The organism is Gordonia sp. PP30 (assembly GCF_023100845.1).
Lineage (GTDB): Bacteria > Actinomycetota > Actinomycetes > Mycobacteriales > Mycobacteriaceae > Gordonia.
The window spans coordinates 3,539,872-3,562,862 of record NZ_CP095864.1 but is presented as its reverse complement, the minus strand read 5'-3'; the positions used below and the strand labels follow the sequence as shown (position 1 = coordinate 3,562,862).

The 22,991-nt window shown below is 70.7% G+C and carries 27 protein-coding genes; 14 read left to right on the top strand and 13 right to left on the bottom strand.

The window, feature by feature from the left end; genetic code table 11:
- Positions 1-125: 125 nt before the first annotated feature.
- Genes MYK68_RS16655 through aroA form a run of 3 tightly spaced genes read right to left on the bottom strand, consistent with a single transcriptional unit; the run spans position 126 to position 2,805 of the window.
- Positions 126-359, bottom strand: a complete 234-nt coding sequence (locus tag MYK68_RS16655; RefSeq protein WP_247864870.1) for a FitA-like ribbon-helix-helix domain-containing protein — start codon at positions 357-359, stop codon at positions 126-128.
- 48 nt (positions 360-407) lie between these two features.
- A complete protein-coding gene (rsgA, locus tag MYK68_RS16650) occupies positions 408-1,511 on the bottom strand; it encodes a ribosome small subunit-dependent GTPase A (RefSeq protein ID WP_247864869.1) in 1,104 nt (367 codons plus the stop codon).
- 1 nt (position 1,512) lies between these two features.
- Entirely contained in the window at positions 1,513-2,805 is a 1,293-nt protein-coding gene (gene aroA, locus MYK68_RS16645; RefSeq protein ID WP_247864868.1) for a 3-phosphoshikimate 1-carboxyvinyltransferase, read from the bottom strand.
- 147 nt (positions 2,806-2,952) lie between these two features.
- On the opposite strand from aroA, the gene MYK68_RS16640 reads away from it, so the two are divergent.
- Positions 2,953-3,420, top strand: coding sequence for an NUDIX hydrolase (locus tag MYK68_RS16640; protein ID WP_247864867.1), 468 nt, complete (start codon positions 2,953-2,955; stop codon positions 3,418-3,420).
- Positions 3,421-3,426: 6 nt separating this feature from the next.
- On the opposite strand, the gene MYK68_RS16635 is transcribed toward MYK68_RS16640, so the two are convergent.
- Complete coding sequence (locus tag MYK68_RS16635) at positions 3,427-4,587, bottom strand: aminotransferase class I/II-fold pyridoxal phosphate-dependent enzyme (RefSeq protein WP_247864866.1); 1,161 nt, start codon at positions 4,585-4,587, stop codon at positions 3,427-3,429.
- 104 nt (positions 4,588-4,691) lie between these two features.
- Here MYK68_RS16635 and MYK68_RS16630 point away from each other — a divergent pair, with 104 nt between their 5' ends.
- Both MYK68_RS16630 and MYK68_RS16625 read left to right on the top strand, forming a co-directional pair.
- Positions 4,692-5,546, top strand: a complete 855-nt coding sequence (locus MYK68_RS16630) for an NAD(P)-binding domain-containing protein (RefSeq protein WP_247864865.1) — start codon at positions 4,692-4,694, stop codon at positions 5,544-5,546.
- Positions 5,543-5,866, top strand: a complete 324-nt coding sequence (locus MYK68_RS16625; RefSeq protein ID WP_247864864.1) for an ArsR/SmtB family transcription factor — start codon at positions 5,543-5,545, stop codon at positions 5,864-5,866. The genes MYK68_RS16630 and MYK68_RS16625 overlap by 4 nt, the downstream gene beginning before the upstream one ends.
- 19 nt (positions 5,867-5,885) lie before the next feature.
- Here MYK68_RS16625 and MYK68_RS16620 read toward each other — a convergent pair whose 3' ends face one another.
- Positions 5,886-6,719 (bottom strand): aldo/keto reductase, encoded by an 834-nt coding sequence (locus MYK68_RS16620; protein WP_247864863.1) that lies wholly within the window; start codon positions 6,717-6,719, stop codon positions 5,886-5,888.
- Positions 6,720-6,865: 146 nt separating this feature from the next.
- Here MYK68_RS16620 and MYK68_RS16615 point away from each other — a divergent pair, with 146 nt between their 5' ends.
- Positions 6,866-7,051 carry a hypothetical protein gene (locus MYK68_RS16615; protein WP_247864862.1) on the top strand — a complete coding sequence of 62 codons (186 nt, stop codon included), beginning with the start codon at positions 6,866-6,868 and terminating at the stop codon, positions 7,049-7,051.
- 60 nt (positions 7,052-7,111) lie between these two features.
- On the opposite strand, the gene MYK68_RS16610 is transcribed toward MYK68_RS16615, so the two are convergent.
- Positions 7,112-8,035, bottom strand: a complete 924-nt coding sequence (locus MYK68_RS16610; protein ID WP_247864861.1) for a quinone oxidoreductase family protein — start codon at positions 8,033-8,035, stop codon at positions 7,112-7,114.
- Between the two features lie 54 nt (positions 8,036-8,089).
- Between MYK68_RS16610 and MYK68_RS16605 the strand changes: the two genes are divergently transcribed.
- The 3 genes from MYK68_RS16605 to MYK68_RS16595 are packed head-to-tail and all read left to right on the top strand — an operon-like array spanning position 8,090 to position 11,289.
- Positions 8,090-8,359: a GlsB/YeaQ/YmgE family stress response membrane protein gene (locus tag MYK68_RS16605; protein WP_247864860.1), complete on the top strand. Its 270-nt coding sequence runs from the start codon at positions 8,090-8,092 to the stop codon at positions 8,357-8,359.
- A 7-nt stretch (positions 8,360-8,366) separates the two neighbouring features.
- Positions 8,367-9,746, top strand: coding sequence for an FAD-binding oxidoreductase (locus MYK68_RS16600; protein ID WP_247864859.1), 1,380 nt, complete (start codon positions 8,367-8,369; stop codon positions 9,744-9,746).
- Between the two features lie 52 nt (positions 9,747-9,798).
- On the top strand, positions 9,799-11,289 hold the full coding sequence (locus tag MYK68_RS16595) for a flavin-containing monooxygenase (RefSeq protein WP_247864858.1): 1,491 nt from the start codon (positions 9,799-9,801) through the stop codon (positions 11,287-11,289).
- Positions 11,290-11,440: 151 nt separating this feature from the next.
- Here the strand turns inward: MYK68_RS16595 and MYK68_RS16590 are convergent, their stop codons facing one another.
- Together MYK68_RS16590 and MYK68_RS16585 are read right to left on the bottom strand one after the other, a co-directional pair.
- Positions 11,441-11,929, bottom strand: coding sequence for a DUF5313 family protein (locus tag MYK68_RS16590; RefSeq protein WP_247864857.1), 489 nt, complete (start codon positions 11,927-11,929; stop codon positions 11,441-11,443).
- Complete coding sequence (locus MYK68_RS16585) at positions 11,926-12,666, bottom strand: SOS response-associated peptidase (protein WP_247864856.1); 741 nt, start codon at positions 12,664-12,666, stop codon at positions 11,926-11,928. The genes MYK68_RS16590 and MYK68_RS16585 overlap by 4 nt, the downstream gene beginning before the upstream one ends.
- Before the next feature lie 127 nt (positions 12,667-12,793).
- Here MYK68_RS16585 and MYK68_RS16580 point away from each other — a divergent pair, with 127 nt between their 5' ends.
- Positions 12,794-13,519 (top strand): sigma-70 family RNA polymerase sigma factor, encoded by a 726-nt coding sequence (locus MYK68_RS16580; RefSeq protein ID WP_502798337.1) that lies wholly within the window; start codon positions 12,794-12,796, stop codon positions 13,517-13,519.
- Entirely contained in the window at positions 13,516-13,815 is a 300-nt protein-coding gene (rsrA, locus tag MYK68_RS16575; protein WP_247864854.1) for a mycothiol system anti-sigma-R factor, read from the top strand. Before MYK68_RS16580 ends, rsrA begins: the two co-directional genes overlap by 4 nt.
- 75 nt (positions 13,816-13,890) lie before the next feature.
- On the opposite strand, the gene MYK68_RS20910 is transcribed toward rsrA, so the two are convergent.
- Positions 13,891-13,965 carry a 50S ribosomal protein bL37 gene (locus MYK68_RS20910; protein ID WP_371307617.1) on the bottom strand — a complete coding sequence of 25 codons (75 nt, stop codon included), beginning with the start codon at positions 13,963-13,965 and terminating at the stop codon, positions 13,891-13,893.
- A gap of 95 nt (positions 13,966-14,060) precedes the next feature.
- Between MYK68_RS20910 and MYK68_RS16570 the strand changes: the two genes are divergently transcribed.
- Positions 14,061-15,593: a sensor histidine kinase gene (locus MYK68_RS16570; RefSeq protein WP_247864853.1), complete on the top strand. Its 1,533-nt coding sequence runs from the start codon at positions 14,061-14,063 to the stop codon at positions 15,591-15,593.
- A 178-nt stretch (positions 15,594-15,771) separates the two neighbouring features.
- Here MYK68_RS16570 and MYK68_RS16565 read toward each other — a convergent pair whose 3' ends face one another.
- The gene (locus MYK68_RS16565) at positions 15,772-16,026 is read right to left on the bottom strand and encodes a WhiB family transcriptional regulator (protein WP_062393655.1); all 255 of its coding nucleotides are present in this window, start codon (positions 16,024-16,026) and stop codon (positions 15,772-15,774) included.
- 301 nt (positions 16,027-16,327) lie between these two features.
- Positions 16,328-17,278: a diacylglycerol/lipid kinase family protein gene (locus MYK68_RS16560; protein ID WP_247864852.1), complete on the bottom strand. Its 951-nt coding sequence runs from the start codon at positions 17,276-17,278 to the stop codon at positions 16,328-16,330.
- Positions 17,279-17,344: 66 nt separating this feature from the next.
- On the opposite strand from MYK68_RS16560, the gene MYK68_RS16555 reads away from it, so the two are divergent.
- Together MYK68_RS16555 and MYK68_RS16550 are read left to right on the top strand one after the other, a co-directional pair.
- Positions 17,345-17,803: a hypothetical protein gene (locus MYK68_RS16555; RefSeq protein ID WP_247864851.1), complete on the top strand. Its 459-nt coding sequence runs from the start codon at positions 17,345-17,347 to the stop codon at positions 17,801-17,803.
- Between the two features lie 46 nt (positions 17,804-17,849).
- The gene (locus tag MYK68_RS16550) at positions 17,850-18,641 is read left to right on the top strand and encodes a ParA family protein (RefSeq protein WP_247864850.1); all 792 of its coding nucleotides are present in this window, start codon (positions 17,850-17,852) and stop codon (positions 18,639-18,641) included.
- A gap of 155 nt (positions 18,642-18,796) precedes the next feature.
- Here the strand turns inward: MYK68_RS16550 and MYK68_RS16545 are convergent, their stop codons facing one another.
- Positions 18,797-20,050 (bottom strand): Rv3212 family protein, encoded by a 1,254-nt coding sequence (locus tag MYK68_RS16545; protein WP_247864849.1) that lies wholly within the window; start codon positions 20,048-20,050, stop codon positions 18,797-18,799.
- A gap of 16 nt (positions 20,051-20,066) precedes the next feature.
- Positions 20,067-21,686 (bottom strand): DEAD/DEAH box helicase, encoded by a 1,620-nt coding sequence (locus tag MYK68_RS16540; protein WP_247864848.1) that lies wholly within the window; start codon positions 21,684-21,686, stop codon positions 20,067-20,069.
- A gap of 297 nt (positions 21,687-21,983) precedes the next feature.
- Here MYK68_RS16540 and MYK68_RS16535 point away from each other — a divergent pair, with 297 nt between their 5' ends.
- Positions 21,984-22,643 carry a ferritin-like fold-containing protein gene (locus MYK68_RS16535; RefSeq protein ID WP_247864847.1) on the top strand — a complete coding sequence of 220 codons (660 nt, stop codon included), beginning with the start codon at positions 21,984-21,986 and terminating at the stop codon, positions 22,641-22,643.
- Positions 22,644-22,721: 78 nt separating this feature from the next.
- Positions 22,722-22,952: a DUF3107 domain-containing protein gene (locus MYK68_RS16530; RefSeq protein WP_247864846.1), complete on the top strand. Its 231-nt coding sequence runs from the start codon at positions 22,722-22,724 to the stop codon at positions 22,950-22,952.
- Positions 22,953-22,991 lie beyond the last annotated feature (39 nt).

The following is a 22,991-nucleotide window of genomic DNA, read 5'->3' as shown; positions in this document are numbered from 1 at the left end:
GCGGCTGGCAAGGCGGAGGAGGGAGGCATAGCGGCGCTATGCCGACTGACGACAATGCCGCCGGGCGCTGCGCGGGTCGCCGAGGACCGGAAAGAGACTTAGGAGACATGGCCTAGGACGCGACCTTAGCGGCGATCTGCGTCACGATCGGCGAGAATCTCCTCGGTGGTGATTGAGGTGGGATGGACCCGCTGTGCCGCCCGGACCTCTGCGATGAGGTCGGCCATCGACGGGCGAGCCGCGAGGTCGGAGACCTGCTTCAACATGTATTCCTGCAGCGACTGGCCGCCCCGCGCGGCACGTGCGGCGAGTTCGTTCCGGACCTCGTCCGGGACGTTGCGGATGGTGATCGTCGTCATGCCGCTATTTTAGCGGCATTGCCGCAGTTCTGCCGTGAGCTTCCTGAGTCACGGACCCGGATCGGGTTCGGCGTTCTCCGGCGGGGCGTCGGCGGGGGTGTCGTCGCGGACGGCGACCAGCAGTTCCCGGACGGCCATCGCGCGGCGGTGGGAGTCGCCGGGCAGATCGTCGAGGGCGCATTCGGGGTCGGCGGGCGGGCCGAGGTGCGTGCAGCCGCGCGGGCAGTTCTCGATCGCATCGCGCAGGTCGGCGAAGGCATCGATGATCTCGTCCGGGGTCACGTGGGCCAGCCCGAACGACCGGATACCCGGGGTGTCGACCACCCAGGTCCGCTCGGCTTCCGCTCCGTGGGCGCCGACGTCCGCCTCCTGAGCTCCGGCGTCCGCCCCCTGAGCTCCGTCGAAGGGAAGCGGCAGGGCCACCGACTGTGTGGACGTGTGCCGTCCCTTCCCGACGCCGGAGACCCGGCCGACGGCGCGGTCGGCGTCCGGCACCAGGCGGTTGACCAGCGTCGACTTACCGACACCGGAATGCCCGATAAGCGCGGTGAGGTGGCCGTCGAGCGCGTCGCGCAGGGTGTCGAGAGGGTCGTCGCGCCCGGCGACGATGACCGGGAGGTGCAGGTCGGCGAAGTGCGCGGCGAACGCGGCCGGGTCGGCGAGGTCGGACTTGGTGAGACACAGGATCGGGACCAGACCACCGGCGTAGGCGGCCGCGAGTGCCCGCTCCACGAAGCCGGTGCGCGGCGGTGGGTCGGCCAGCGCGGTCACGATCAGCAGCTGGTCGGCGTTGGCGACGACGATCCGCTCGTACGGGTCCGCGTCGTCGGCGGTGCGGCGCAACACGGTGGTGCGGTCGTCCACCCGGACGATCCGGGCCAGGGTGTCCGGCCGGCCGGACAGGTCGCCGACCAGGCCCACCCGGTCGCCGACGACGATCGGGGTGCGGCCGAGTTCGCGTGCCCGCATCGCGACCACCCGGCGGTCCGGGTCGCCGCCCAGCACGCAGCCCCAGCGGCCGCGGTCGACGGAGACCACCATCGCGGTCTCGGCGTCGTCGTGCGCCGGCCGCTTCTTGGTGCGCGGACGGGTGCCCTTGCCGGGACGGATCCGGACGTCGGACTCGTCGTAGGAACGGGCGGAGCGGCCCACGTCAGTTCGCGTCCAGCATCTCGGTCCACATCTCGGGGAAGCGCGGCATGGTCTTCGAGGTGGTCTCCACGTTCTCCACCGTCACCCCGTCGACCACCAGGCCGAGCGCCGCGCCGGCGGTCGCCATCCGGTGATCGGCGTAGGTCCGCCACTGCCCGCCGCGCAGCTCGCCGGGTTCGTGACCGGTGATCACCAGGCCGTCGTCGGTCTCCCGGCAGGTCCCGCCCAGCCGGTTGATCTCGGCGGTCAGCGCCGCGAGCCGGTCGGTCTCGTGGCCGCGCAGATGCTCGATCCCCCACAGCGTGGACGTGCCCGCCGCCACCGCGCAGAGGGCCGCGATGGTCGGGGTGAGTTCGCCGACGTCGCGCAGGTCGGCGTCGATCGCGTGCAGCCGCGGCGGGCCGGTCACGGTGAGCGTGCCGTCGTCGGACGCGGCGGTGTCACAGCCCATGTCGATGAGGATCGAGACGATCTCGGCGCCGGGCTGGGTGGTGGTCTCGGGCCAGCGCGGGACGCGAACGGTGCCCCCGGTGATCGCGGCGGCGGCCAGGAACGCGGCGGCGTTCGAGAGGTCGGGCTCGATCACCCAGTCGACCGCGCGGATCGGGCCCGGGCTCACCTCCCAGCGCGTCACCGCGCCGGACGGATCGGTGCCGGTCCGCACGCGCACACCGGCGGTGGCCAGCATGTCGACGGTCATCTCGATGTGCGGCATGGACGGCACAGGCGCGCCCAGATGCGCGATCTCGGCGCCGGTGTCGAAACGCGCCGCCGACAGCAGCAGACCGGACACGAACTGCGACGACGCCGACGCATCGATGGTCACCGCCCCCCCGGCCACGGCGCCGGTGCCGCGCACGGTGAACGGCAGGCCGTCGCCGTCGATCGCGACTCCGAGCTTGCGCAGGGCGTCGAGCACCGTGGTCAGCGGCCGGGAGCGGGCCTGTTCGTCGGCGTCGAACCGCACCGGCCCGGCGGCCAGGGCGGCGGCGGCGGGCAGGAACCGCATGACGGTGCCGGCCAGGCCGCAGTGCACGTCGGCGCCGTGCAGCGGGTGCGGCGTGATCGTGAGGTCGGTGAGGTCGCCGGGCGCGGCGGTCACGCCGATGCCCATCGCCTCGAGGCCCGCGAGCATCAGATCGGTGTCGCGGCTGCGGAGCGTCCCGGTCAGGTGCGACGGGGCGTCGGCCAGCGCGGCGAGGATCAGCGCGCGATTGGTGATCGACTTGGAACCGGGCAGTTCGACGGTGGCATCGACGGGTCGTGCGGCGGTCGGGGCGGCCCAATCAGTCATGAGTCTCAGTCTGTCATGTCGGCGGTGACGGAGCGGCGGGCCCGCGCCCGCAGAACACCGGCCGTCTCAGCGCCGCCGGCGGCGATATGCCCTCGGCGGCGTCCCAGCGGCCGATCTTCTGTGCGCTCACGGCGCTACCGTGAGTCCATGGCCGAACACAGCGCCGGAATCCTGCTCTACCGCGGTCGCGGCGACGATCTGCGGGTCCTTCTGGTCCATCCGGGCGGGCCGTTCTTCGCAAAGAAGGACGACGGTGCGTGGTCGATCCCGAAAGGACTGGTCGAGGAGGGGGAGGATCTCCTGGCCGCGGCCCGCCGCGAGTTCGCCGAAGAGACCGGGCACGCGGTGCCGGACGGTATCGCCACCGACCTGGGGCAGGTGCGCCTGCGCGGCGGGAAGTACGTGACCGCGTTCGCGCTCGAGGGCGACTTCGACCCGGATACGCTGCGCAGCAACACCTTCGAGCTCGCCTGGCCGCCGCGGTCGGGCCGGACCCAGGTCTTCCCCGAGGTCGATAGGGCGGGCTGGTTCGGCGTCGATGAGGCCGCGGTCAAGCTGAACCCCGCCCAGGTGCCGTTGATCGAGCGACTTCGCGAAGCGCTCGGTGCGGGGTAGCCGATGTCAGCCGGCCGCCAGGAAGCCGGCGAGCCGGTCGAGTCCGGCGTGCAGGTCGTCGTCGCCGGTCGCGTACGACAGGCGGACGTAGCGATCTGCGCCGGTGATTCCGAAGTCCTTGCCGGGGGTCAGTGCGACGTGCGCCTCGTCGAGGACGCGGTCGCAGAAGTCTGTGGCCGACAGGCCCGTACCCGATACGTCGAGATAGACGTAGAACGCGCCGTCGGGCTCGACGGGGACGGTGACGTTCGGAAGGCCGGCCAGGCCGTCGAGAAGGAGTTGCCTGCGCTGGCGCAGGACGGCGCGACGCTCCTCGGCGACGGCAAGAGTCTCCGGCGTGAAGCAGGTCAGCGCCGCGACCTGCGTGGGCGTCGGCGGACAGATGTAGAGGTTCTGCGCGAGCCGTTCGGCCACCGGGATCATCTCGTCGGGCACCACCATCCAGCCCAGGCGCCAGCCGGTCATGCCGAAGTACTTGGAGAAGCTGTTGACCACCACGGCGCCTGGATCGTCGGCGGCGACGCTCCGGCGCTCGCCGTCGGCCAGACCGAGGTAGATCTCGTCGACGATGCGCCACCCGCCGCGGTCGTGCGTCGCGTGAATCAGGTCGAGAAGGTCCTGGTAGGGAAGGCTGGTGCCGGTCGGGTTCGACGGCGAGGCGACCATCACCCCGCGGGTGCGCTCACTCCAGGCGTCCGCGACGGCGGCGGCGTCGAGCTGGAATCGCGATTCCGGTCCGGTGGGCAGCAGCCGCACCCGCGCGCCGAAGCTCTCGGCGAAGCGCCGGTTACATGGATACGACGGGTCGGCGACCAGGACCTCGTCGCCCGGATCGATCAGTGCCGCGCACGCCAGCAGGAGCGCCGCCGATGCGCCGGTGGTGACCACGACGCGCGCCGGGTCGATCGGCGCCCCGAACCGCTCGCGGCTGAACCCGGCGATCGCGGCCCGCAGCTCGGGGGTGCCCAGGGCGCCGGTGTACGGCATCGGGCGGCCGTCGCTGATCCGCCGGATCTCCTCGAGAAACGCCGGGGGCGCCCCGAAATCCGGTTCCCCGAGGTTGAGCTTCACCACGTGGGTGCCGCGGGCTTCCAGTTCGGCGGCCCGCCGTCCGTACTCCATCGCGTGGAACGGGCTGACGGCGTGGGCGCGCCGGGAGAACTCCATGGGGAGATCGTAGTGTCGAGCCTCGGAAGAGCTGTGCCGCCGGTTCGGAGGCCGGGCGTAGTCGTGCTATATCTGTATATCCGGATATTAGGATGGAGTTACGGATGGCTGGGATTCTCATCGCGGGCGCCGGCGCCGTGGGGGTGGCTGCGGCCGGTCTGGCGGGTGAGAGCGCGCAGATCGCCGTCGCCTCGCGGAACGCGGAAGGTGCGCGGACGTGCCGGAGCGGCCGGGGTCGCCGACGGTCGTCGCGGACGGTGGAGGTGCTGACCTACGAGGACGCGGCATCCCGGGAGTGGGATGTCGTTGTGTTATCTGTGCCTCCGGCGGAGGTCGACGCGGAAGTGCTCGATTTCGCGGCTGAGCACGCCGGCGTCGTCGCCACGATGAGCAAGGTTCCGGGCGACCTGGAACTCCTCGGCCGGCGGCTTCCCGCAGCCGAGGCGGTCCTGGCGGCGCCGTCGTTCTTCGCGTGGAGCCGCGGCCCGGTCACCGACGCCTGGGCACCGGGGCGCGCCCTGTTCGAGCTCTCCGGGCCGGACGATGCGGTGGCGCGGGCGGCAGCGGCCTTCGGCCGCGCCGCGAAGGTGGTTCCGATCGAATCCGGGCTGGCCCGCACCGCGTGGACGATGCCGTACATGGCCGAGCTGGCGGCACAGGACGGGGATTGGGGACGGCTGTTGCAGAATCTCGCCCGACCCGGCGCCGCGGCAGCGGAGGCGGTGCGGTCGATCGACGGCGAGCCGCATCGGCCGGTGCCGCGGGCGGTGGCCTGGTGCGGGTTGCGGCTCTTCGGGTTGATGGCGCCGTTCGACGCGCCCGCGTACGCGCGGTCACATTTCGGGCATCACGCGGGCCAGAGTCTCGCCATGCTCGACGCCTGGGCCGACCGCGACGCCGCCGACCATCCCGCACTCGATGACCTGCGCGGCGCGCTTGCCGACAAGCTCGGCCGATGAGTCACGCCGAACGGGTCGACGGGCTCATCGAAGACCTGCATCCGCTGTTCCGGGCGCTGGGCGAGCCGCTGCGTCTCGCGCTCGTGCGCTGCCTGCTCGCCGCGGACGGCGGGATGAGTGTCGCCGCGCTGATGGCGGCGGTCGATGCGCCGCAATCGACGGTGTCCCGGCACCTCGGAATACTCCGGGACACCGGCGTGGTGGCCGCGCAGCGTGATGGAACCGCCCGGATCTACCGCGTCACGATCGACGATGCGACTGTCGACTCCCTGGAATCACTGGTCACGACCATCCGTGCTTGCCGGGCCGACGGGCACTGAACCCGTCGGCCGGTGCGGTTCAGCCGGGGATCCAGTTGAACTCGTCCGGGTTCGGGCCGCGGCGGCGGTCCGCGTTGAGGGCGGCGATCGCGGCGAGCTGGTCGTCGTTCAGGGAGAAGTCGAAGAGGTCGAAGTTCTCGCGCAGGCGCTCCGGGTGAGACGACTTGGGGAAGACGATGTCGCCGCGCTCCAGGTGCCAGCGCAGCACCACCTGGGCCACGCTGCGGCCGGTGTCGGCGGCGATGCCGAGCAGGACCGGGTCGTCCAGGACGTCGCCCTGGGCGATCGGGGACCACGCCTCGGTGGCGATGCCGTGCTCGCGGCCGAAGGCACGCAGCGGGTCCTGCTGCAGGTAGGGGTGGACCTCGATCTGGTTGACGGCCGGGACGGTCCCGGTCTCGTCGAGCAGGCGCCGCAGGTGCGGGATCTGGAAGTTGGAGACGCCGATCGCGCGGGTCAGACCCTGCTCGGCGAACTCCTCCATGGCGCGCCAGGTGTCGACGAAGTCGCCGACCGCGGGCATCGGCCAGTGGATCAGGTACAGGTCCAGCGGGCCGCCCAGTGCGTCGACGCTGCGGGCGGTGGCCGCGCGCGCGGCCTCGGGATCGTGCGCGTCGTTGTTGAGCTTGCTGGTCACGAAGATCTCGTCGCGGGCGATCCCGGACTCCGCGATCGCCTCACCGACCTCGCGTTCGTTGCCGTACATCTGCGCGGTGTCGATGTGCCGGTAGCCGACGCCGAGCGCGTCCAGGACCACCTGTTTGGTGTCCTTCGGTGCGATCTGGAAGACGCCGAGGCCCAGCTGCGGGATGGTGACGCCGTTGTTCAGGGTGATCTGCGGAACCGTGGTCATAGTCCGGTTCAACGCGGCCGGGATCCGGGGCATTCCCCGGTTCGGGTGGGAAGTCGTCGGGCACCGTCTCCGGGTGATCACCGATTTCCGGCCCGGATCCCTCAGCCGCGGGTGACTCGGCGGCCCCGCTGAGGCACGGTAGAGACATGAGCACGCACACCCCCGAACACAAGCGCACCTCGGCGCTGAAGATCGCCCTCGTCATCCTCGGCATCCTGATCCTCGCCTCGATCGCCGGCGCCCTCATCAAGGCGGTCCTGTGGATCGCGGTGGTGGTGCTGGTGGTGGTCGGCGCGATCACCGTCGCCCGGTTCTTCGCCAAGCACGACTAGCGTCGGCTGCTGTTTCGTGGTTGCTGAGCGACCACGAAACAGCAGCCGAGGCCCCGGACGTCAGGGCCGCACGACGTACTTGCCGCGCGGATGCGGTCCGCTGACCGCCCCCAGCGCCCGCGCGGTCTCTGCGAGGGGATAACTCCCGGCGATCTCGACGACGATCCGCCCCGCCGCGGCGTCGGCCAGCAGTCCGGGAACCGCCTCGCGGCGACGCCGCCGCGACTCCTCGGTGCTGCCGCCGACCACGACGATCCCGTCGCCGGTCCGACCCCACGCCGCGATGCTGACGATCCGGTCCGCGGGCACCAGCGCCAGCGACACGTCGATCGCCTGGTCGGAGCCCACCGTGTCGGCGACGGCGGTCACCGGTGCGGGTGCCGCGGCGTCGACCGCGGCCGCGAGATCGCCCCGGTAGTCGACGGGGATCGCGCCGAGTCCGCGCAGGTAGTCGTGGTTGGCGGCCGACGCGGTGGCGATGACGGTCGCCCCGGCGGCGACCGCGCGGGCGGTCACGATCGCCCCGACCGCGCCGGCACCGCCGTGCACCAGCAGCACGTCGTCGCCGGTGGCACCCAGCGTCGCGAGGATGTCGGCCGCGGTGACGCCGGCGAGCAGCAGCGCCGCGGCGGAGCCGTCGTCGAGCCCGTCCGGGATGGCGTGCACGTTCGGTGCCGGAGCGGTCACGTACTCGGCGAACGCGCCGGTGGCCGGGTAGACCACCACGCGGTCACCCGGGCTGACCTCGGTGCCGGTGCCGGCCGCGTGCACCACTCCGGCCGCCTCCCCGCCGATCCGCAACGGCAGCTTGGCCGGGTCGTTGCCGACCTGGCCGCGGACCTGCTTGGCGTCGAACGGATTGACCCCCGCGGCGGTCACCCGCACCACCACCTCGCCGGGCCCGGGCTCGGGGACCGGCGTCTGGACCGCCGCCAGGGAATCGGCGGGTTCTCCGTACTGTGTCGCGACGATACTGATGGTCATGGGCGCCAGGGTAGCGTTAGGTTCGGAAACGGGCTGTCCACGAAGGGGAACGACATGCTGCCACTGAGCGTCATCGGCTGGATTCTGATCGGCGGTCTCGCCGGCTGGCTCGCGGCCAGGCTGATGAAGCGGACCGATTCGCTCGGTCTGCTGCTGAACGTGGTGGTCGGCGTGATCGGCGGTCTGGTCGGTGGTTTCATCCTCAAATTCTTCGGGGTCAACGTCGACGAGGCGGGCTGGGGCTTCAGCTTCCTGACCTGCCTCGGTGGTGCGTGCCTGCTGATCTGGCTGATGAGTCTGGTCAACTCCAAGCAGCGCAACTGACCCGGCGATGTCCGCGGCGGGACTGCTCGACGATCTGGCGGGGATCGTCGGCGGTGCTCACGTCCTGACCGATCCGGCGATCACCGCCGGATACCTCACCGACTGGACCGGCCGCTGGACGGGCGACGCCCTCGCCGTGGTCCGGCCCGGCGACACCGCCGAGGTGGCCGGCGTGGTACGACGCTGCGCCGGGTCCGGGGTCGCGATCTGTCCGCAGGGCGGCAACACCGGCCTGGTCGGCGGCTCCGTCCCGCCCGTCGGGATGTCCGCGATCGTCCTGTCCACCGCGCGGCTGGACTGGATCGACGACGTCGACGTCCCCGGTCGCGCGGTCGGCGCGGGCGCGGGGGTGCCGCTGGCCCGCCTGGAACGCCGCGTCCGCGCCGCCGGTCTGGCCTTCGGGGTCGATCTCGCCGCGCGCGACAGTGCCACCGTCGGCGGCATGGTCGCCACCAACGCCGGCGGGATCCACGTGGTCCGGTACGGCTCGATGCGCGCGCAGGTCCTCGGTATCGAGGCCGTCCTCGCGTCCGGCGAGGTGCTGCGCCGCTGGCGGCCGCTCCGCAAGGACAACGCCGGCTACGACCTGCCCGGGCTGCTCACCGGCAGCGAGGGCACCCTCGCGGTGATCACCGGGGTCCTCCTCCGGCTGGTCCCGCAGCTGCGGCGGACCGCGTCGGCGATCGCGGCGGTCGATCACCCGGCCGCCGCGCTGCGTGTGCTGACCGCGATCGAGGAGGCCGGGCTGGTGGTCTGCGCCGCCGAGCTGATGATCAGGCGCGGCATGGATCTGCTCGCCGAGCACGGGCATCGTCGTCCGTTCGCCGACCCGCCGCCGTATCTGCTGCTGGTCACGGTCGAGGCCGCCGGGGCCGACCTCGCCGTGGCGCTGGAGGCGGCCGGTGTGGCCGACGCCGTGCTGGAGGAGGGCTCGGCCGCGCAGCTGTGGGCGGTCCGGGAGGCGCACACCGAGATCATCGCCCGCGCCAGCACCACCCCCGTCGTCAAGCTCGACGTGTCGGTGCCGCTGCCGGCGCTCGGTGATCTGATCGACGCCGTCGACCCGCTCGCCGCCGAATTCGGTGCCCGGCACATCCCGTTCGGCCACCTCGCCGACGGCAATCTGCACGTGAATCTGCTCGACGTCGATCCGGCCCGCGCCGACGAGCTCACCGACCGGGTGCTGCGGGCCGTGGCCGGGCTCGGCGGAAGCATCAGCGCCGAACACGGCGTCGGCCGGGCGAAGGTGCCGTGGCTGGATCTGTCGCGCTCGCCCACCGATCTGGCCGCGATGCGCGCGGTGAAGTCGGCGCTGGACCCGCGGGGGACCCTGAATCCGGGCGTGCTGGGGATGGCGTCGGTGACGCCGCCTGGCCGGGGCCTGTGACCTCAGTTACTGTGAGTCGTAGTCACATGTAGATTTCGGGGAAGGCTGGACGATGGGCGAGAAACGACTCGATCACGACGCGGTGATCGTCGGTGCGGGCTTCGGCGGCATGGGTGCCGGGATGGAACTGCGCAGGCAGGGCCTGGAGAACCTGGCGATCCTGGAGCGCGAGGACGATCTCGGCGGCACCTGGCACGTCAACCACTACCCGGGGCTCGCGGTGGACATCGCCTCGGTCACCTACTCGTACTCGTTCGAGCCCAACCCGCACTGGTCGCGGCTCTTCGCGCCCGGCGCCGAACTGAAGAAGTACGCCGAACACATCGCAGACAAGTACGACCTGCGACGGCACATGGAATTCGGCGTCGCGGTGGTCCGCGCCGAATGGGACGACGACGGCCGGTTCTGGACCGTCCACACCGACGACGGGCGCAGCCGCACCGCGCGCTATCTGGTGACCGCCACCGGATTCTTGAGCCAGCCGCACATCCCGGACTTCCCCGGGATCGGCGACTTCACCGGCGAGATCCTCCACACCACGGCCTGGGACGACGGCTACGACGCCACCGGCAAGCGCGTCGCGGTGATCGGCACCGGCGCGACGGCGGTGCAGCTGATCCCCGAGCTCGCCCGGAAGGCCAAGGCGCTCACCGTCTTTCAGCGCACCCCGATCTGGGTGGTGCCGAAGATCGACTTCGCGATCCCGGACGGCGTGCAGACCCTGTTCGAGAAGGTGCCGCTGACGCAGAAGGCGGCCCGGCTGGTCAACACCTCGCTCCTGGAGGCGCTGATGGTCTTCGGTGTCCTGCACTTCAAGCAGGCCAAGCCGGGCAACAAGCTCGCGGCGCTGCTCTCGAAGGCGCACCTGCGCGCGCAGGTGCGCGACAGGAAGACCCGCAGGGAACTGACGCCGTCGTACGACTTCGGCTGCAAGCGGCCCACGTTCTCGAACACCTACTTCCGGGTGTTCAACCAGCCGAACGTCACGCTGCAGACGTCGCCGATCGAGCGGTTCACGCCGGGCGGGATCATCAGCGAGGACGGCACCGAAACCGAGATCGACACGCTGGTGCTGGCGACCGGATTCAACCTCTGGGACACCAACTTCCCGGCCTTCCAGATCATCGGGCGCGACGGCCGCGATCTGGGGAAGTGGTGGCGCGAGGGCCGCTTCCAGGCGTACGAGGGTGTCGCGGTGCCCAAGATGCCGAATCTGCTGAGCCTGAACAGCCCGTACTCGTACAGCGGGCTGAGCTACTTCACCACCATCGAGGGGCAGATGAAGCACATCGCCCGGCTCTTCACCGAACTGCGCCGCCGCGGGGCCCACACCTTCGAGGTGACCGAGGACGCCAACACGCGCTACCTCGACCGCTCCACCAAGGCGCTCGACTCGTCGGTGTTCTACGCCGGGGACTGCGCGACATCACGCAGCTACTACTTCAACCAGCACGGCGAGGCGACGCTCCTGCGCCCGTCGTCGACCCTCGCGACCCTGCACGAGATGGACAGCTTCCCGCTGGACGACTACTCGTACGCGTGAGAAGAGGCGTGGCCTCGACAAGGCCTCGTTCCTCGGCCTGCTCAGCCGGCTGGACAAGGCCTCGTTGAGTCGGTCGAGCCCTTCGGCTCCGCTCAGGAACCACCGGTCGAGTCCCGCGGGGTCGAGACGAGTCGAAGCCACGCCCGCTGGATCAGCGCTGATTCTCGTCGGGCGACCGGTCGACGACGACGCCGTCGATCTCGATCGGCGCGGTGACCGCCCTTCGACTCCGCTCAGGAACCGAGGGCCGGTGTTTGGCCTCGTAGAGGGCCTGGGCGTCGGACAGGCGCACGATCTTCACCTTGTCGGCCAGCTTCGGGTTGAGTCCGTTGTTGCGCAGCAGGTGGCGCCGGTAGACGTCCTTCAGGGCGATCTGGAAGTAGAGCAGGGGGATCGCCAGGAGCAGCACCATGCCGCCGCGCACCCACCACGGCGCGGGGATGAAGCACAGGCCCACGGCGATCGGGACGAAGGGTACGAAGCCGCGGAGGAGATACCGCAGCGTATTGCGCCGGCCGGTGATGTCGCGCCGCACCCAGTCCCGCATCGAGTCGGGCAGCGGCCGCCCGAGCAGATAGCCCAGTCGCTGCAGCGGGCCCGGCCGGTGGTTCCTGAGCGGAGTCGAAGGGGTGGTACTCATCGCGCCGCCTCCAGCAGCTCGGGGCCGTTGTTGGCGACCCGGTTGACCAGGGGAGAGACCTCGCGGATCTCGATGGCGTCGGCCAGTGTCAGGTCGGGCGGGGCCAGCAGGCCGGGGTCGGCGGGACGGTCCGGGTCGAGCCAGGCGGCCCAGTACTCGAACGGCATGATCAGCGGCATCCGGTCGTGGATCTCCCGGTGGGCGCCGACGGCCTCGGTGGTCAGGATCGCCGCGCTGGAGATCCAGGCGTCGTCGTTCCCGGCTTCCCGGTCTTCGGGTGAGCGCCACGCCGCCCACAACCCGCCGATGAACAGTCGTGAACCGTCGCGCGGGGACATGTAGAACGGGATCTTGGTGGGCTTTCCCCGGCTGTCCAGGGGGCCGGCCTGCCATTCGTACCAGCCGTCCATCGGGAACAGGCAGCGCTTGTTCTTGGCCGCGGCCCGGAACGCCGGCTTCTCCGTCACGGTCTCGGCGCGGGCGTTGAACAGCAGCGGTCCCTTGCCGAACTCCTTGGTCCACGGCGGGATCAGGCCCCAGCGCATGGCGCGCACCCGACGGTCGACGGGCTCGGCGGCGTCGCCGCGTTCATGCCGGTCGACGACGGTCATCACCGTGGTGGTGGGTGCGACGTTGTAGTTCGGGCCGAGGTCGTCGGACTCCGGAACCTCGTTGCGGGCGTCGATCTCGGCGGCGAGCTTCGCCGGATCCGTCGCCACCGCATACCGTCCGCACATGTCCCCATTGTCGCACCCGTCGCATCGCGCGGAACAAGACCGGTGCCGTCGTTGTTGGGACTGATCGCAAGCGGAACGATCTCAGTAAGGTGCGTGGCTGGTCGTGGCAACCACAACTCTCGACGCGGTGGGCGTGCGGCGGCCCCTGCGCGACTCGCTAGACTTGATAGAGCACATCTCGGGGGAGGTGCCGAGCGAATCCAGTGAAGGGACAGCGGTGACGCCAGCCGACGACACGGACACTCCGGCCGCCGAGCAGGAACCGGCCGAGACCCCGGAGGAGCTCACCGCGCGGTTCGAGCGGGACGCTCTGCCGCTGCTCGACCAGCTCTACGGTGCCGCGCTGCGGATGACGCGTAACCCGGCGGACGCCGAGGATCTGGTGCAGGAGACCTACGTGAAGGCCTTCTCGGCGTTCTCGTCGTTCAAGAAGGGCACCAATCTCAAGGCGTGGATGTACCGCATCCTCACCAACACCTACATCAACTCGTATCGCAAGAAGCAGCGACAGCCCGCGCAGTATCCGACCGACGAGATCACCGACTGGCAGCTCGCGGCGAACTCCGAGCACACCTCCACCGGCCTGCGGTCGGCCGAGGTGGAGGCGCTCGACGCCCTGCCCGACAGCGAGATCAAGGACGCGCTCGGGCAGCTGCCGGAGGACTTCCGGATGGTCGTCTACTACGCCGACGTCGAAGGACTCCCGTACAAGGAGATCGCCGAGATCATGGACACCCCGATCGGCACCGTGATGTCCCGGCTGCACCGCGGCCGCAAGCAACTGCGGGAACTTCTCGCCGACGTCGCGCGCGAGCGCGGTATCGGCCGCGCGAAGAGCGAGGCGACCCGATGACCGCCGGCACCCCGGACCACGGGGAACGGCTCGACTGCTCGGCGGTACTCGCCGACATCTTCCTGCTGCTCGACAACGAGTGCGACCTCAACGCCCGCGCACGGCTGCAGGAGCATCTCGAGGAGTGCCCGTCGTGCCTGGAGCACTACGCGGTGCAGCAGCAGATCAAGGAACTGCTTCGGCGCAAATGCTGCGAGGCCGCGCCGGAGGGCCTGCGGGAACGACTGCGCGTCGAGATCCGGCGAACCGTGATCGTGCAGCAGACGACGATCCGCGCCGACCCGAGCGCTCCCTAGCCTCGGCAGCGATGCGAACGGCCCGGCCCCGAATGATCGGGGACCGGGCCGTCGTCGTCTTGTCTATGCGAAGACTCAGGCGTTCGGGCGGTTGCCGTGGTTGGCCTTGTTCTTCTTACGTGCACGCTTCTTGCGTCCGCGCTTACCCATGACGGACCTCCTGACATCTCTAGGGAAAAGATCATCGATGATTCTGTCACGCCGCGGCCGGTCGGCGTTAATCGCCTGATCTACGATGGGCGACGATGGCCACCCTTCACGACCTGCTCGCCGAGCACACCGACCTGTCCGATCCGGCCGCGCTGCACCTGCAGCGGCTGGTGGCCGAGTGGCAGCTTCTGGCGGATCTCTCCTTCGCCGACTACGTGCTCGCCGTGCCCGGCGCCGACCACCGGCAGGTGTACGTGGCGCAGGTGCGCCCCAACACCGCGTCGACCCTGTTCCCGCACGACGAGGTGGGCCACCGCGTCGACTCGCCGGCCAGCCCGCAGGGTGCCAATCCGTTCGTGACCCGGGCCTTCGTCAGCGGGCGGATCGAACGGGACGACGTCGCCCGGCGATTCGGCGACCTGCTGGTGGAGCGCATCGGCGTGCCGGTGACCTTCGGCGGCGAGGTGATCGCGGTCCTCGGCAGGACGGGAGACGCGTCCGGGACGCTGCCCCCGTCGCCGCTGGAGTCGGCCTACCGGGACGCCGCCGACGCGCTGTGCCAGATGGTCGTGGAGGGCACCTTCCCACTCGACGAGGCGAACACGCTCGGCCTCTCCACGCCGCGCGCCGGCGACGGCTTCATTCGTCTGGACGCGGGCGGGCGGGTGGTCTACGCCAGCCCGAACGCGGTCTCGGCGGTGCATCGGATGGGCTGGACCGCCGAGCTCGGGCACGCCCGGCTCGCCGACGTCTTCGCCCAGTTGCTCACCGATCCGTTCGACGCCGTCGATGTGGCGGTCACGCTGTCGGCGGCCTGCGGCGAGCGCGACGGTGGAACGGGCGCCGCGCTGCCCGCGGCCGACCTGCCGCTGCGCATGGAACTCGACGCCAGACGGGCCAGCGTACTGATCCGCGCGGTACCACTGCGCAGTCGTGGGCAGAGCCGGGGTGCGGCACTGCTGATCCGCGACGTCACCGAGGTGAAGCGCCGCGACCTGGCGTTGATCAGCAAGGACGCCACCATCCGGGAGATCCACCACCGGGTGAAGAACAATCTGCAGAGCGTTTCGGCGCTGCTGCGGTTGCAGGCGCGGCGGTCCGGGAACGCCGAGACCACGGTGGCGCTGACCGAGGCGGTGCGCCGGGTCTCGTCGATCGCGCTGGTGCACGAGATGCTGTCGGGCAGCGTGGACGAGGAAGTGGATCTCGACGCGGTGGTCGACCGGCTGATCCCGACCCTGGCCGACGTCGGTGCGCCGAGTCCGTTCGCCGCGACGATCCGGGTGCGGCGGGGCAGTCGTCTCGGCGTGCTCCCGGCCGATCTCGCCATGCCCCTCGTGCAGGTGCTCACCGAGGTCATGCAGAACGCGATCGAGCACGGGTTCACCGGTGAGACGCCGGCGCCGACGATCGTGGTGGACGGCGAGCGCGACCTGCGCGGTCTCACCGTCCGGGTGACCGACAACGGGGTGGGTGTCCCCGCCGGCTTCGATCTGGACTCCTCCGACCGGCTGGGCCTGCAGATCGTGCGCACCCTGGTCTCGAACGACCTCGGCGGCCGCATCTCGATCGGCCCGAATCCCGGCGCCCCCGGCACGCTGGTCGAGTTGAAGATCCCCCTGCACTGACCGGCTGTCCCTACCGTGACGTCTTCCGGCCGGTGCGGCCGCGGCGTCGGCGGAATGCGCAGGCCGGAGACCCGGCCCGAGAAAATACGTCACAGTCGGGTCAGAACAGAAAGAAGCCCGGCCGTGAAGAGATCGGCCGGGCTTCTCGATTGTCGCCGGAGCGTGCTCCGGCGGGGTCTCAGACCGCGCTGCGGGCGCGGGTGCGGGCGTTGCGGCGCTTGAGAGCGCGACGCTCGTCCTCGCTCATGCCGCCCCAGACGCCGGCGTCCTGACCGGTCTCGAGCGCCCAGCTCAGGCACTCGGCGGTCACCGGGCAGCGCTGGCACACCAGCTTGGCATCGGCGACCTGCGCGATGGCCGGGCCGCTGGTGCCCACCGGGAAGAACAGTTCCGGGTCCTCATCGCGACAGATGGCCTTGTGACGCCAGTCCATTTCATCTCTCCTTGCGGCATGACTCCAGGCGCACCACTTCATGGCGGCGCGTTGGAGCTCGTGGGTTGCTACGGGCTGTTAACAGCAGGTGCCTCACCTAGCAGGCGGCCGGTGACCCGGTGCGCTGGGGGCGGGAGTTTTGCTGTCTGTTACCGTTGTACTACCCTGTGCCGACATTTGGCTAGGGGTATTTTCTGATTGCCGGATAGATCACAAGGGGTTGCAATCAGTCGACACGGCAGTTACCCGTAGGTAACGAGCGGGTGTACGACGCTTTGACCTGCGAGAATGTCGGTAAGTCCTATTCGGGCTGTGCGGCGGCGACGTGCAGCACGTGCTTGCGGGTGCCGAACTCCAACTCGGTGTACCGGCCCAGGTAGTCGCCGTCCATCTGCACGTCGGCGGGCTCGGCCCCGGTGAAGCGGACCCACTCGACGTCGTCGTCGCGGAACAGATGCCGTGCGTGCGGGTTGTCCGAGCCGCGGAGCAACTGGCTGCCGAGGGCGATGTTGCGCAGGATCCCGACACTGGTGGCGGCGAACACGCCGAGGCCGTGATCGAAGTCGGTGTGCGGGTTGGTGGCGATCGGCCGCGTGCCGAAATAGGTCCAGGGCCCGGTATTGCTGACGAAGCCGAAGCGCACCCCCTCGATCGGCTCGCGGTCGGGCACCGTAACGGTGAAGACCGGCGGCGTGACCGACGACGAGAAGAACGACGACACCGTGGTCGCGAAGTAGCGCTGGGCGGTGGCCTTCTTGCCCTTGCGGCGCTTGTCCTCCATGCGGCGCACGACGATCGCGTCCATCCCCATGCCCGCGTTGAACAGGAACCAGCGGTTCAGCGTGTGGCCGAGGCTGATCGGCCGGCGGCTGCCCGAGTCGAGCAGCGAGATCAGTTGTGCGGTCGCGACGATCGGGTCGCGGTCGATGCCGAGAGCGCGGGCGAAGACGTTGGCGCTGCCCCCGGGGATCACGCCGAGCGCGGGGAGGTCGGCCGGATCGACGGGCGACGGCCGATCGGGCGCGCCGAGGATGCCGTTGACCACCTCGTTGACGGTGCCATCGCCGCCGTGCACCACCACCGCGTCGTATCTGTCGGCGGCGGCGCGGGCACCCAGCTCGCCGGCATGTCCGCGATGCGTGGTGTGCTCCACGTCCACGTCGTACCGCGCGCTGAGGGTGTTGGCCAGGGTGTCCCGGCCGGCCGCGGTGGTGAAAGTGGCAAAAGGATTGGTGACCAGCATGACGCGCACGAGCAACCAGCCTACCGGTGGTGCCCGGCGCGGCCCGGTGCGGCCGGGGTCAAATAGGGTAGGGGCGTGAGCGATTCCGATTCCGCCCCGGTCGAACCCCGGCCGTCGTCCACGATCCCGGCGACCCTGCGGGCGGCGGGCGGCATCGTCTCGGCCCAGGGCCTGGCGGGCCTCTCCGTCGCGGTGGTCTACCTGATCCTCGCGCTCGTCGGACACCACCACGAATCGTGGGTCAGCGGCCCCGGCACCGCGCTGTGGTTCATCTGCATCTTCGGCGGCGTGCTGGCCGGCGGGATCGCGCTGTACCACGGACGACGCTGGGGGCGTGCGATCGGCGTCATCACCAACATCCTGCTGATCCCGGTGGCGTGGTCACTGCTGACCGGGTCGTCGTTGCTGGTCGACCACCACCAGGCGCTGTTCGGGGCGCCGCTGATGATCATCGTGCTCGTCGTCCTGGGACTGGTCTTCGCGCCGGTGTCGGTCCACTACCTCGCCGGGCACGACCTGCCGCCGGACGCCTGACAGGGCCGGAAGGCCCTGTGCGGGCCGACACATTAGGGTGGTGGGCATGACGCGCACGCTCGCCATCGCCAACCAGAAGGGCGGGGTCGCCAAGACCACGACCACGGCCTCCGTCGGGGCGGCCCTGGCCGACCTGGACGTGTCGGTACTGGTCGTCGACCTGGATCCGCAAGGCTGCCTGACCTTTTCGCTCGGACACGACCCCGATTCGCTGAGTAAGTCGGTCCACGACGTCCTCCTCGGTGCCGAGGACATCGCCGATGTGCTGCTCGACACCGACGACAATGTGACGCTGCTGCCTGCCACCATCGACCTCGCCGGTGCCGAGGCGCTGCTGCTGATGCGGCCGGGCCGCGAGTACGCGCTCAAGCGGGCGCTCGCCGAGGTGGCGCAGGACTTCGACGTGATCCTGATCGACTGCCCGCCGTCGCTCGGCGTGCTGACGCTCAACGGGCTCACCGCCGCCGACGAGGTGGTCGTGCCGTTGCAGTGCGAGACCCTCGCGCACCGCGGTCTGGGGCAGCTGCTCCGGACGGTCACCGAGGTGCAGCAGATCACCAACCCGGAACTGAAGACGCTGGGCGCCATCGCCACGCTGTTCGACGCCCGCACCACGCATTCGCGCGATGTGCTGTCCGACGTCGCCGATCGCTACCAGCTGCCCGTCTTGGATCCGCCGATCCCGCGGACCGTCCGCTTCGCCGAGGCCTCGGCGTCGGGCGCATCGGTGATGCGCGGGCGCAAGAACAAGGGTGCCACCGCCTACCGGGAACTCGCCGAGAACCTGTGGGGGCACTGGAACGGCAAGGATCTGCGGACCTTCGAGCTGGGCGGCTGAGAACGCGTCCTCGTCGAGGGGTGCGTTTCGACTCGGTCTCGCCCTGGCGGGCTCGACCGGCTCAACGGGCGGGCGACGAGTACGGGCGGGTGACCAGAACGCGCGGGTGACCAGAACGCGCGGACCACGAGAACGCGCGGGTGACCTGAAGGAGATCAGGACGCGGGCGGGGGACCGAGCACGACCAGCTCGTCCCCGCGCTGCTCGGCCACGTACGGGCCGAGGGTGCGGAGGGAGACGACGCCGGTGTAGCCGCCGCGGTCGACCGGGAGGCGGCGCAGCTCGTGGCCGTCGGACGGATCGCGGACGCTGATCGCGCCCGGGACCGGGACGAGCAGGCCGGTTGCCGTCTCACCCGGCCCGAGGGTGTCGAGAAGCTGCAGGTAGGGCATGCCGTTGGTAGCGTCGAGCACCACCGTCGACCGGCCGGTCCAGTAGGTGATCAGGCCGCTGCCGGTGATCGGATGACTGTCGGCCGGCGGGGTCACGTCACCGTCGACCGTCTTGACCGACTGCTCGCGGGCGTCGGTCCCGAACATCCGGACGGCCGGAACCTTGCCGGTGTCGGCACCGCCGTCGTACACGGCGACATTCGTGTCGGTCGCCGACACCACGACCGGCGCCGCGCCGCGACTGGTCGGGGTGATGAGCTGTGAGCCCCACTCGCGGATCTTCTCGTCGCTGGTCAGCGTGGACGCGAGGATGGTGAGCCGGTAACCGGCGTCGCGCTCGCACCGTTCGATCAGCGCGACACGGTCGCCGCCGGAGATCGCCGAGAAGATGTGGCACTGCCGCCGGTCCGGCGCCACGCCCGGGTTCACCGGGGCGTCGACCCGGCCGTACTCGATACCGCGCACCAGATTGGATCCCCAGGTCTCCAGCCGCGTGTCGCCGGCGGCCAGCGCGAAGGTTAGGTCGTACGAGAGGGTGATCTGCTTGTCCGCGTCGCTGGTGCGGTTGCCCTTGCGGGAGCCGCGGTTCGCGTCGAGCGCCGTCACCTCGCTGCAGCCGCGGCTGTCGCGGTAGACGGCGAGCACGTCGTTGTCGCCGCCCGGCCACGCCGCGACGGCCGCACACAGCGCGGCGTCGCGGTGATAGCGCCACAGCTGCTTGCCGGAGAGCGGGTCGTGCCCGGTCACCGTGCCGCCGTCGGCGATGACAATGGTGGCCTTGCCGATCGCCGGAACATCGGTGGCCGACGACTTCGCGCGCCACAGCTCACGCAGCTCGGTCGGGAGACTCTCGGTCGGCAACGGCTGTTCGGGGTCGGTGCCGGCGGTCGTCAGCTCGGTCGATCGGGCCGGACTGGTCCACCACACGGCGACGCCGCCGGCGATCACGAGCACCACCAGCACCGCCGTGATCGCGAGATCGAGGCGGGTGCGGCGTTCCGGCGCGAGGCGGGCCAACGTCGACGCTGCGGCGCTACTCGGCCGGGCCGGACGCGGCGGCCCCGGCGTCGGCGGTGGTGGCCGCGGTCGCGGAGGTGGACGCGGTCTTCGCGCCGGAACGACGACGACGGCGGCGCCGAGGCCGCGAGGCGCCCTCGCCCTGGCCGCCGGTGGCCTGCTCGGTCGCGGCGGTATCGGTCTCCGGGGTGCCGGTGGTCTCGTCCGGGGCGGCGGAGGCGTCGCCGCCGCGCTGGCCGCCGCGGGTGCGTCGGCGTTCCCGCTTCGGCCGATCGGACCGGGCCTCGCGCTCGCGGCGCGCGGCCTGACGCTCCTCCGAGCTCGCGCCGGCCGGACGGCCGACCCGGCCGGTCGCGTCGGCGGGCACACCGAGATCGGTGCCCAGGTGCTCGGAGGTGGAGTAGGTCTCCGCCGGCTCCGGCTGGCCGAGGCCGAGGGCCTTGTCGATCAGTTCCCAGCGGTGCAGCTCGTCCCAGTCGACGAAGGTGACGGCGATGCCGGTGCGGCCGGCGCGGCCGGTGCGGCCGATGCGGTGCACGTAGGTCTTGTCGTCGTCCGGGCACTGGTAGTTGATGACGTGGGTGACGTCGTCGATGTCGATGCCGCGGGCGGCGACGTCGGTCGCCACCAGCACGTCGACCGAACCGTCGCGGAACCGGCCGAGTGCCTTCTCACGGGCCACCTGACCGAGGTCACCGTGCACGGCGCCGACCTTGAAGCCCCGCTCGGCGAGGTCGTCGGCCACCTTCTGCGCGGTGCGCTTGGTGCGGGTGAAGATCATCGTCGCGCCGCGGCCGTCGGCCTGCAGGATGCGGGCCACCAGCTCGGCCTTGTCCAGCGCGTGCGCGCGGTAGACGTACTGCGTGGTCCGCTCGTGCACGGCCGAGTCGTTGGCCTGCTCGGCGCGGATGTGCGTCGGCTGGGTGAGGAAGGTGCGGGCCAGGGTGACGATCGGCCCGGGCATGGTGGCCGAGAACAGCATGGTCTGGCGCGGGGTCGGCAGCGCGCCCATGATGCGCTCGATGTCCGGGAGGAAGCCCAGGTCGAGCATCTCGTCGGCCTCGTCGAGCACCAGGATCTGCACCTTGCCGAGCACCAGGTGGCCCTGCTGAGCCAGATCGAGGAGACGCCCCGGGGTGCCGACCACGACGTCGACGCCGGACTGCAGCTCGGCGATCTGCGAGTCGTACGGCCGGCCGCCGTAGATGGCGGTCAGCTTGATGGGCCGGTCGGTGCCGTCGGCGGTGGTGACGCCGACGCCCTTGGCGGCGGTGGTCAGATCCTCGTGGACCTGGATGCACAGTTCGCGGGTCGGCACGATCACCAGCGCGCGCGGCGTGCCGTCGAGCGGCCGGAGGTTGTAGTCGGCGGCGTGCACCAGACGGTGCAGCAGCGGCACGCCGAAGCCGTAGGTCTTGCCCATACCGGTGCGGGCCTGGCCGATCAGGTCGGAGCCGGCCAGCGCGAGCGGCAGCGTCAGTTCCTGGATGGCGAAGGTGTGGGTCTTGCCGTCGGCCGCCAGCGCGGCGACGATCGCGTCGTCGATGCCGAGCTCGGCGAAGGTGGGGGACCGGTGGTCTTCGGCGACGATCGTGGTCTGGACGTCGTCGTTCGCGTCGACAGTGGGGGTGGTCATGGAGTTTTTCGTTGCCTCTCGTGTGCGTCATGCACGCACTCGTCAGGCTCCACGGGGTCCCCGGGCTCGGTAGTCGCGGCGGGGTCGGCCGGCGTGAGCGGATAGTCGGTGCGCGCTCAAGTACGACGGGCGCAGCGGGCCTTTCCGGCACGTTGCCGCCTCCGTCTGCCCTCGAGTGTACCGTGACCCTCGCCCGGCCCCGGTGAACCGCCGTTCGACAGGCTCGGAAACCACCCTTCGACCTGGCCCGGGGCCATCCGTCGACAGGCTCGAGAACCACCGCCTAGGCTGACTGCCATGCCGAACACCTCCGCAGCCCCGGACAAGTCCGCCGTGACCAAGTTGTACGAGATCTTCCTGGCCGGCGAATACGCCGCGGTGCACCGCCTGATCGACGAGTCGGCGATGGCGCCGGCGGTGGCCGACGGGGTCGCCCTGATCCGGCTGATGGGCTCGGAGATCGCGCACCTGGAACTGCTGGCCGAGCAGGTCACCGGCGCCGGCGGCACGGTCGACGCGGCGATCACCGCGCACCGCGGGGTGTTCGACCGATACCACCGGGTCACCACGCCGAGCACCTGGCTGGAAGTGTTGGTGAAGCTGTATCTGAGCGACGGCATGGTGGCCGACTTCTATGCTGAGATGGTCGAGACGCTGCCGGGCGAGGCGCGCAAGGTGTTCCGCGAGGTCCTGGCGCACACGGCGTCGTCGCAGTTCGCCCGCGATGAGGTACGCGCGGCCGTGGAAGCCGATCCGGCGATCGCGGCGCCGCTCACGCTGTGGGGGCGGCGGCTGCTCGGCGAGGCGATCACCCACATGCAGTGGGTGCTGGCCGAGGACGACGACGTCACCGATCTGCTGTTCGCCAGCACCGGTTCGCTGGCCACCGCGACGGCCTTTTTCGACGCGATCGCCGAGCGGCACACCGAGCGGATGGCCGAACTCGGGCTCGGCTGACGACGTCGTTTGCGCTGTCAGTGAACGGGCCGTGGTCAGCGGAGATACACCCGGAACGCTGGCGTACGATCGTGCGTCATGAGCGTTGAGGTCAAGATCGGCATCGAGAACACCGCCCGCGAACTGTCGCTGACGTCCAAGGAGAGCTCCGACAGCGTGCACAAGGCCGTGTCGGACGCGCTAGCCGACGGCGGCGTGCTGGAGCTGACCGACGACAAGGGTTCGCGCGTGCTGGTGCCCGTGGGCAAGATCGCGTACGTGGAGGTCGGCACCGCGGAGAACCGCCGCGTCGGCTTCGGCCCGGCCTGAGCGACCCGCGACGACGAAAGGCCGCCCCGACGGGGCGGC

Coding starts and splice junctions, on each gene's coding strand:
- MYK68_RS16595 (WP_247864858.1), top strand. CDS start 9,799: ATGGGCGAGAAACGACTCGATCACGACGCGGTGATCGTCGGTGCGGGC.
- MYK68_RS16620 (WP_247864863.1), bottom strand. CDS start 6,719: ATGACCACGGTTCCGCAGATCACCCTGAACAACGGCGTCACCATCCCG.
- MYK68_RS16610 (WP_247864861.1), bottom strand. CDS start 8,035: ATGACCATCAGTATCGTCGCGACACAGTACGGAGAACCCGCCGATTCC.
- MYK68_RS16640 (WP_247864867.1), top strand. CDS start 2,953: ATGGCCGAACACAGCGCCGGAATCCTGCTCTACCGCGGTCGCGGCGAC.
- MYK68_RS16635 (WP_247864866.1), bottom strand. CDS start 4,587: ATGGAGTTCTCCCGGCGCGCCCACGCCGTCAGCCCGTTCCACGCGATG.
- MYK68_RS16655 (WP_247864870.1), bottom strand. CDS start 359: ATGACGACGATCACCATCCGCAACGTCCCGGACGAGGTCCGGAACGAA.
- MYK68_RS16605 (WP_247864860.1), top strand. CDS start 8,090: ATGCTGCCACTGAGCGTCATCGGCTGGATTCTGATCGGCGGTCTCGCC.
- MYK68_RS16630 (WP_247864865.1), top strand. CDS start 4,692: ATGGCTGGGATTCTCATCGCGGGCGCCGGCGCCGTGGGGGTGGCTGCG.
- MYK68_RS16530 (WP_247864846.1), top strand. CDS start 22,722: ATGAGCGTTGAGGTCAAGATCGGCATCGAGAACACCGCCCGCGAACTG.
- aroA (WP_247864868.1), bottom strand. CDS start 2,805: ATGACTGATTGGGCCGCCCCGACCGCCGCACGACCCGTCGATGCCACC.
- MYK68_RS16600 (WP_247864859.1), top strand. CDS start 8,367: ATGTCCGCGGCGGGACTGCTCGACGATCTGGCGGGGATCGTCGGCGGT.
- MYK68_RS16540 (WP_247864848.1), bottom strand. CDS start 21,686: ATGACCACCCCCACTGTCGACGCGAACGACGACGTCCAGACCACGATC.
- MYK68_RS16585 (WP_247864856.1), bottom strand. CDS start 12,666: ATGTGCGGACGGTATGCGGTGGCGACGGATCCGGCGAAGCTCGCCGCC.
- MYK68_RS16590 (WP_247864857.1), bottom strand. CDS start 11,929: ATGAGTACCACCCCTTCGACTCCGCTCAGGAACCACCGGCCGGGCCCG.
- MYK68_RS16570 (WP_247864853.1), top strand. CDS start 14,061: ATGGCCACCCTTCACGACCTGCTCGCCGAGCACACCGACCTGTCCGAT.
- MYK68_RS16550 (WP_247864850.1), top strand. CDS start 17,850: ATGACGCGCACGCTCGCCATCGCCAACCAGAAGGGCGGGGTCGCCAAG.
- rsrA (WP_247864854.1), top strand. CDS start 13,516: ATGACCGCCGGCACCCCGGACCACGGGGAACGGCTCGACTGCTCGGCG.
- MYK68_RS16615 (WP_247864862.1), top strand. CDS start 6,866: ATGAGCACGCACACCCCCGAACACAAGCGCACCTCGGCGCTGAAGATC.
- MYK68_RS16535 (WP_247864847.1), top strand. CDS start 21,984: ATGCCGAACACCTCCGCAGCCCCGGACAAGTCCGCCGTGACCAAGTTG.
- MYK68_RS16625 (WP_247864864.1), top strand. CDS start 5,543: ATGAGTCACGCCGAACGGGTCGACGGGCTCATCGAAGACCTGCATCCG.
- MYK68_RS16565 (WP_062393655.1), bottom strand. CDS start 16,026: ATGGACTGGCGTCACAAGGCCATCTGTCGCGATGAGGACCCGGAACTG.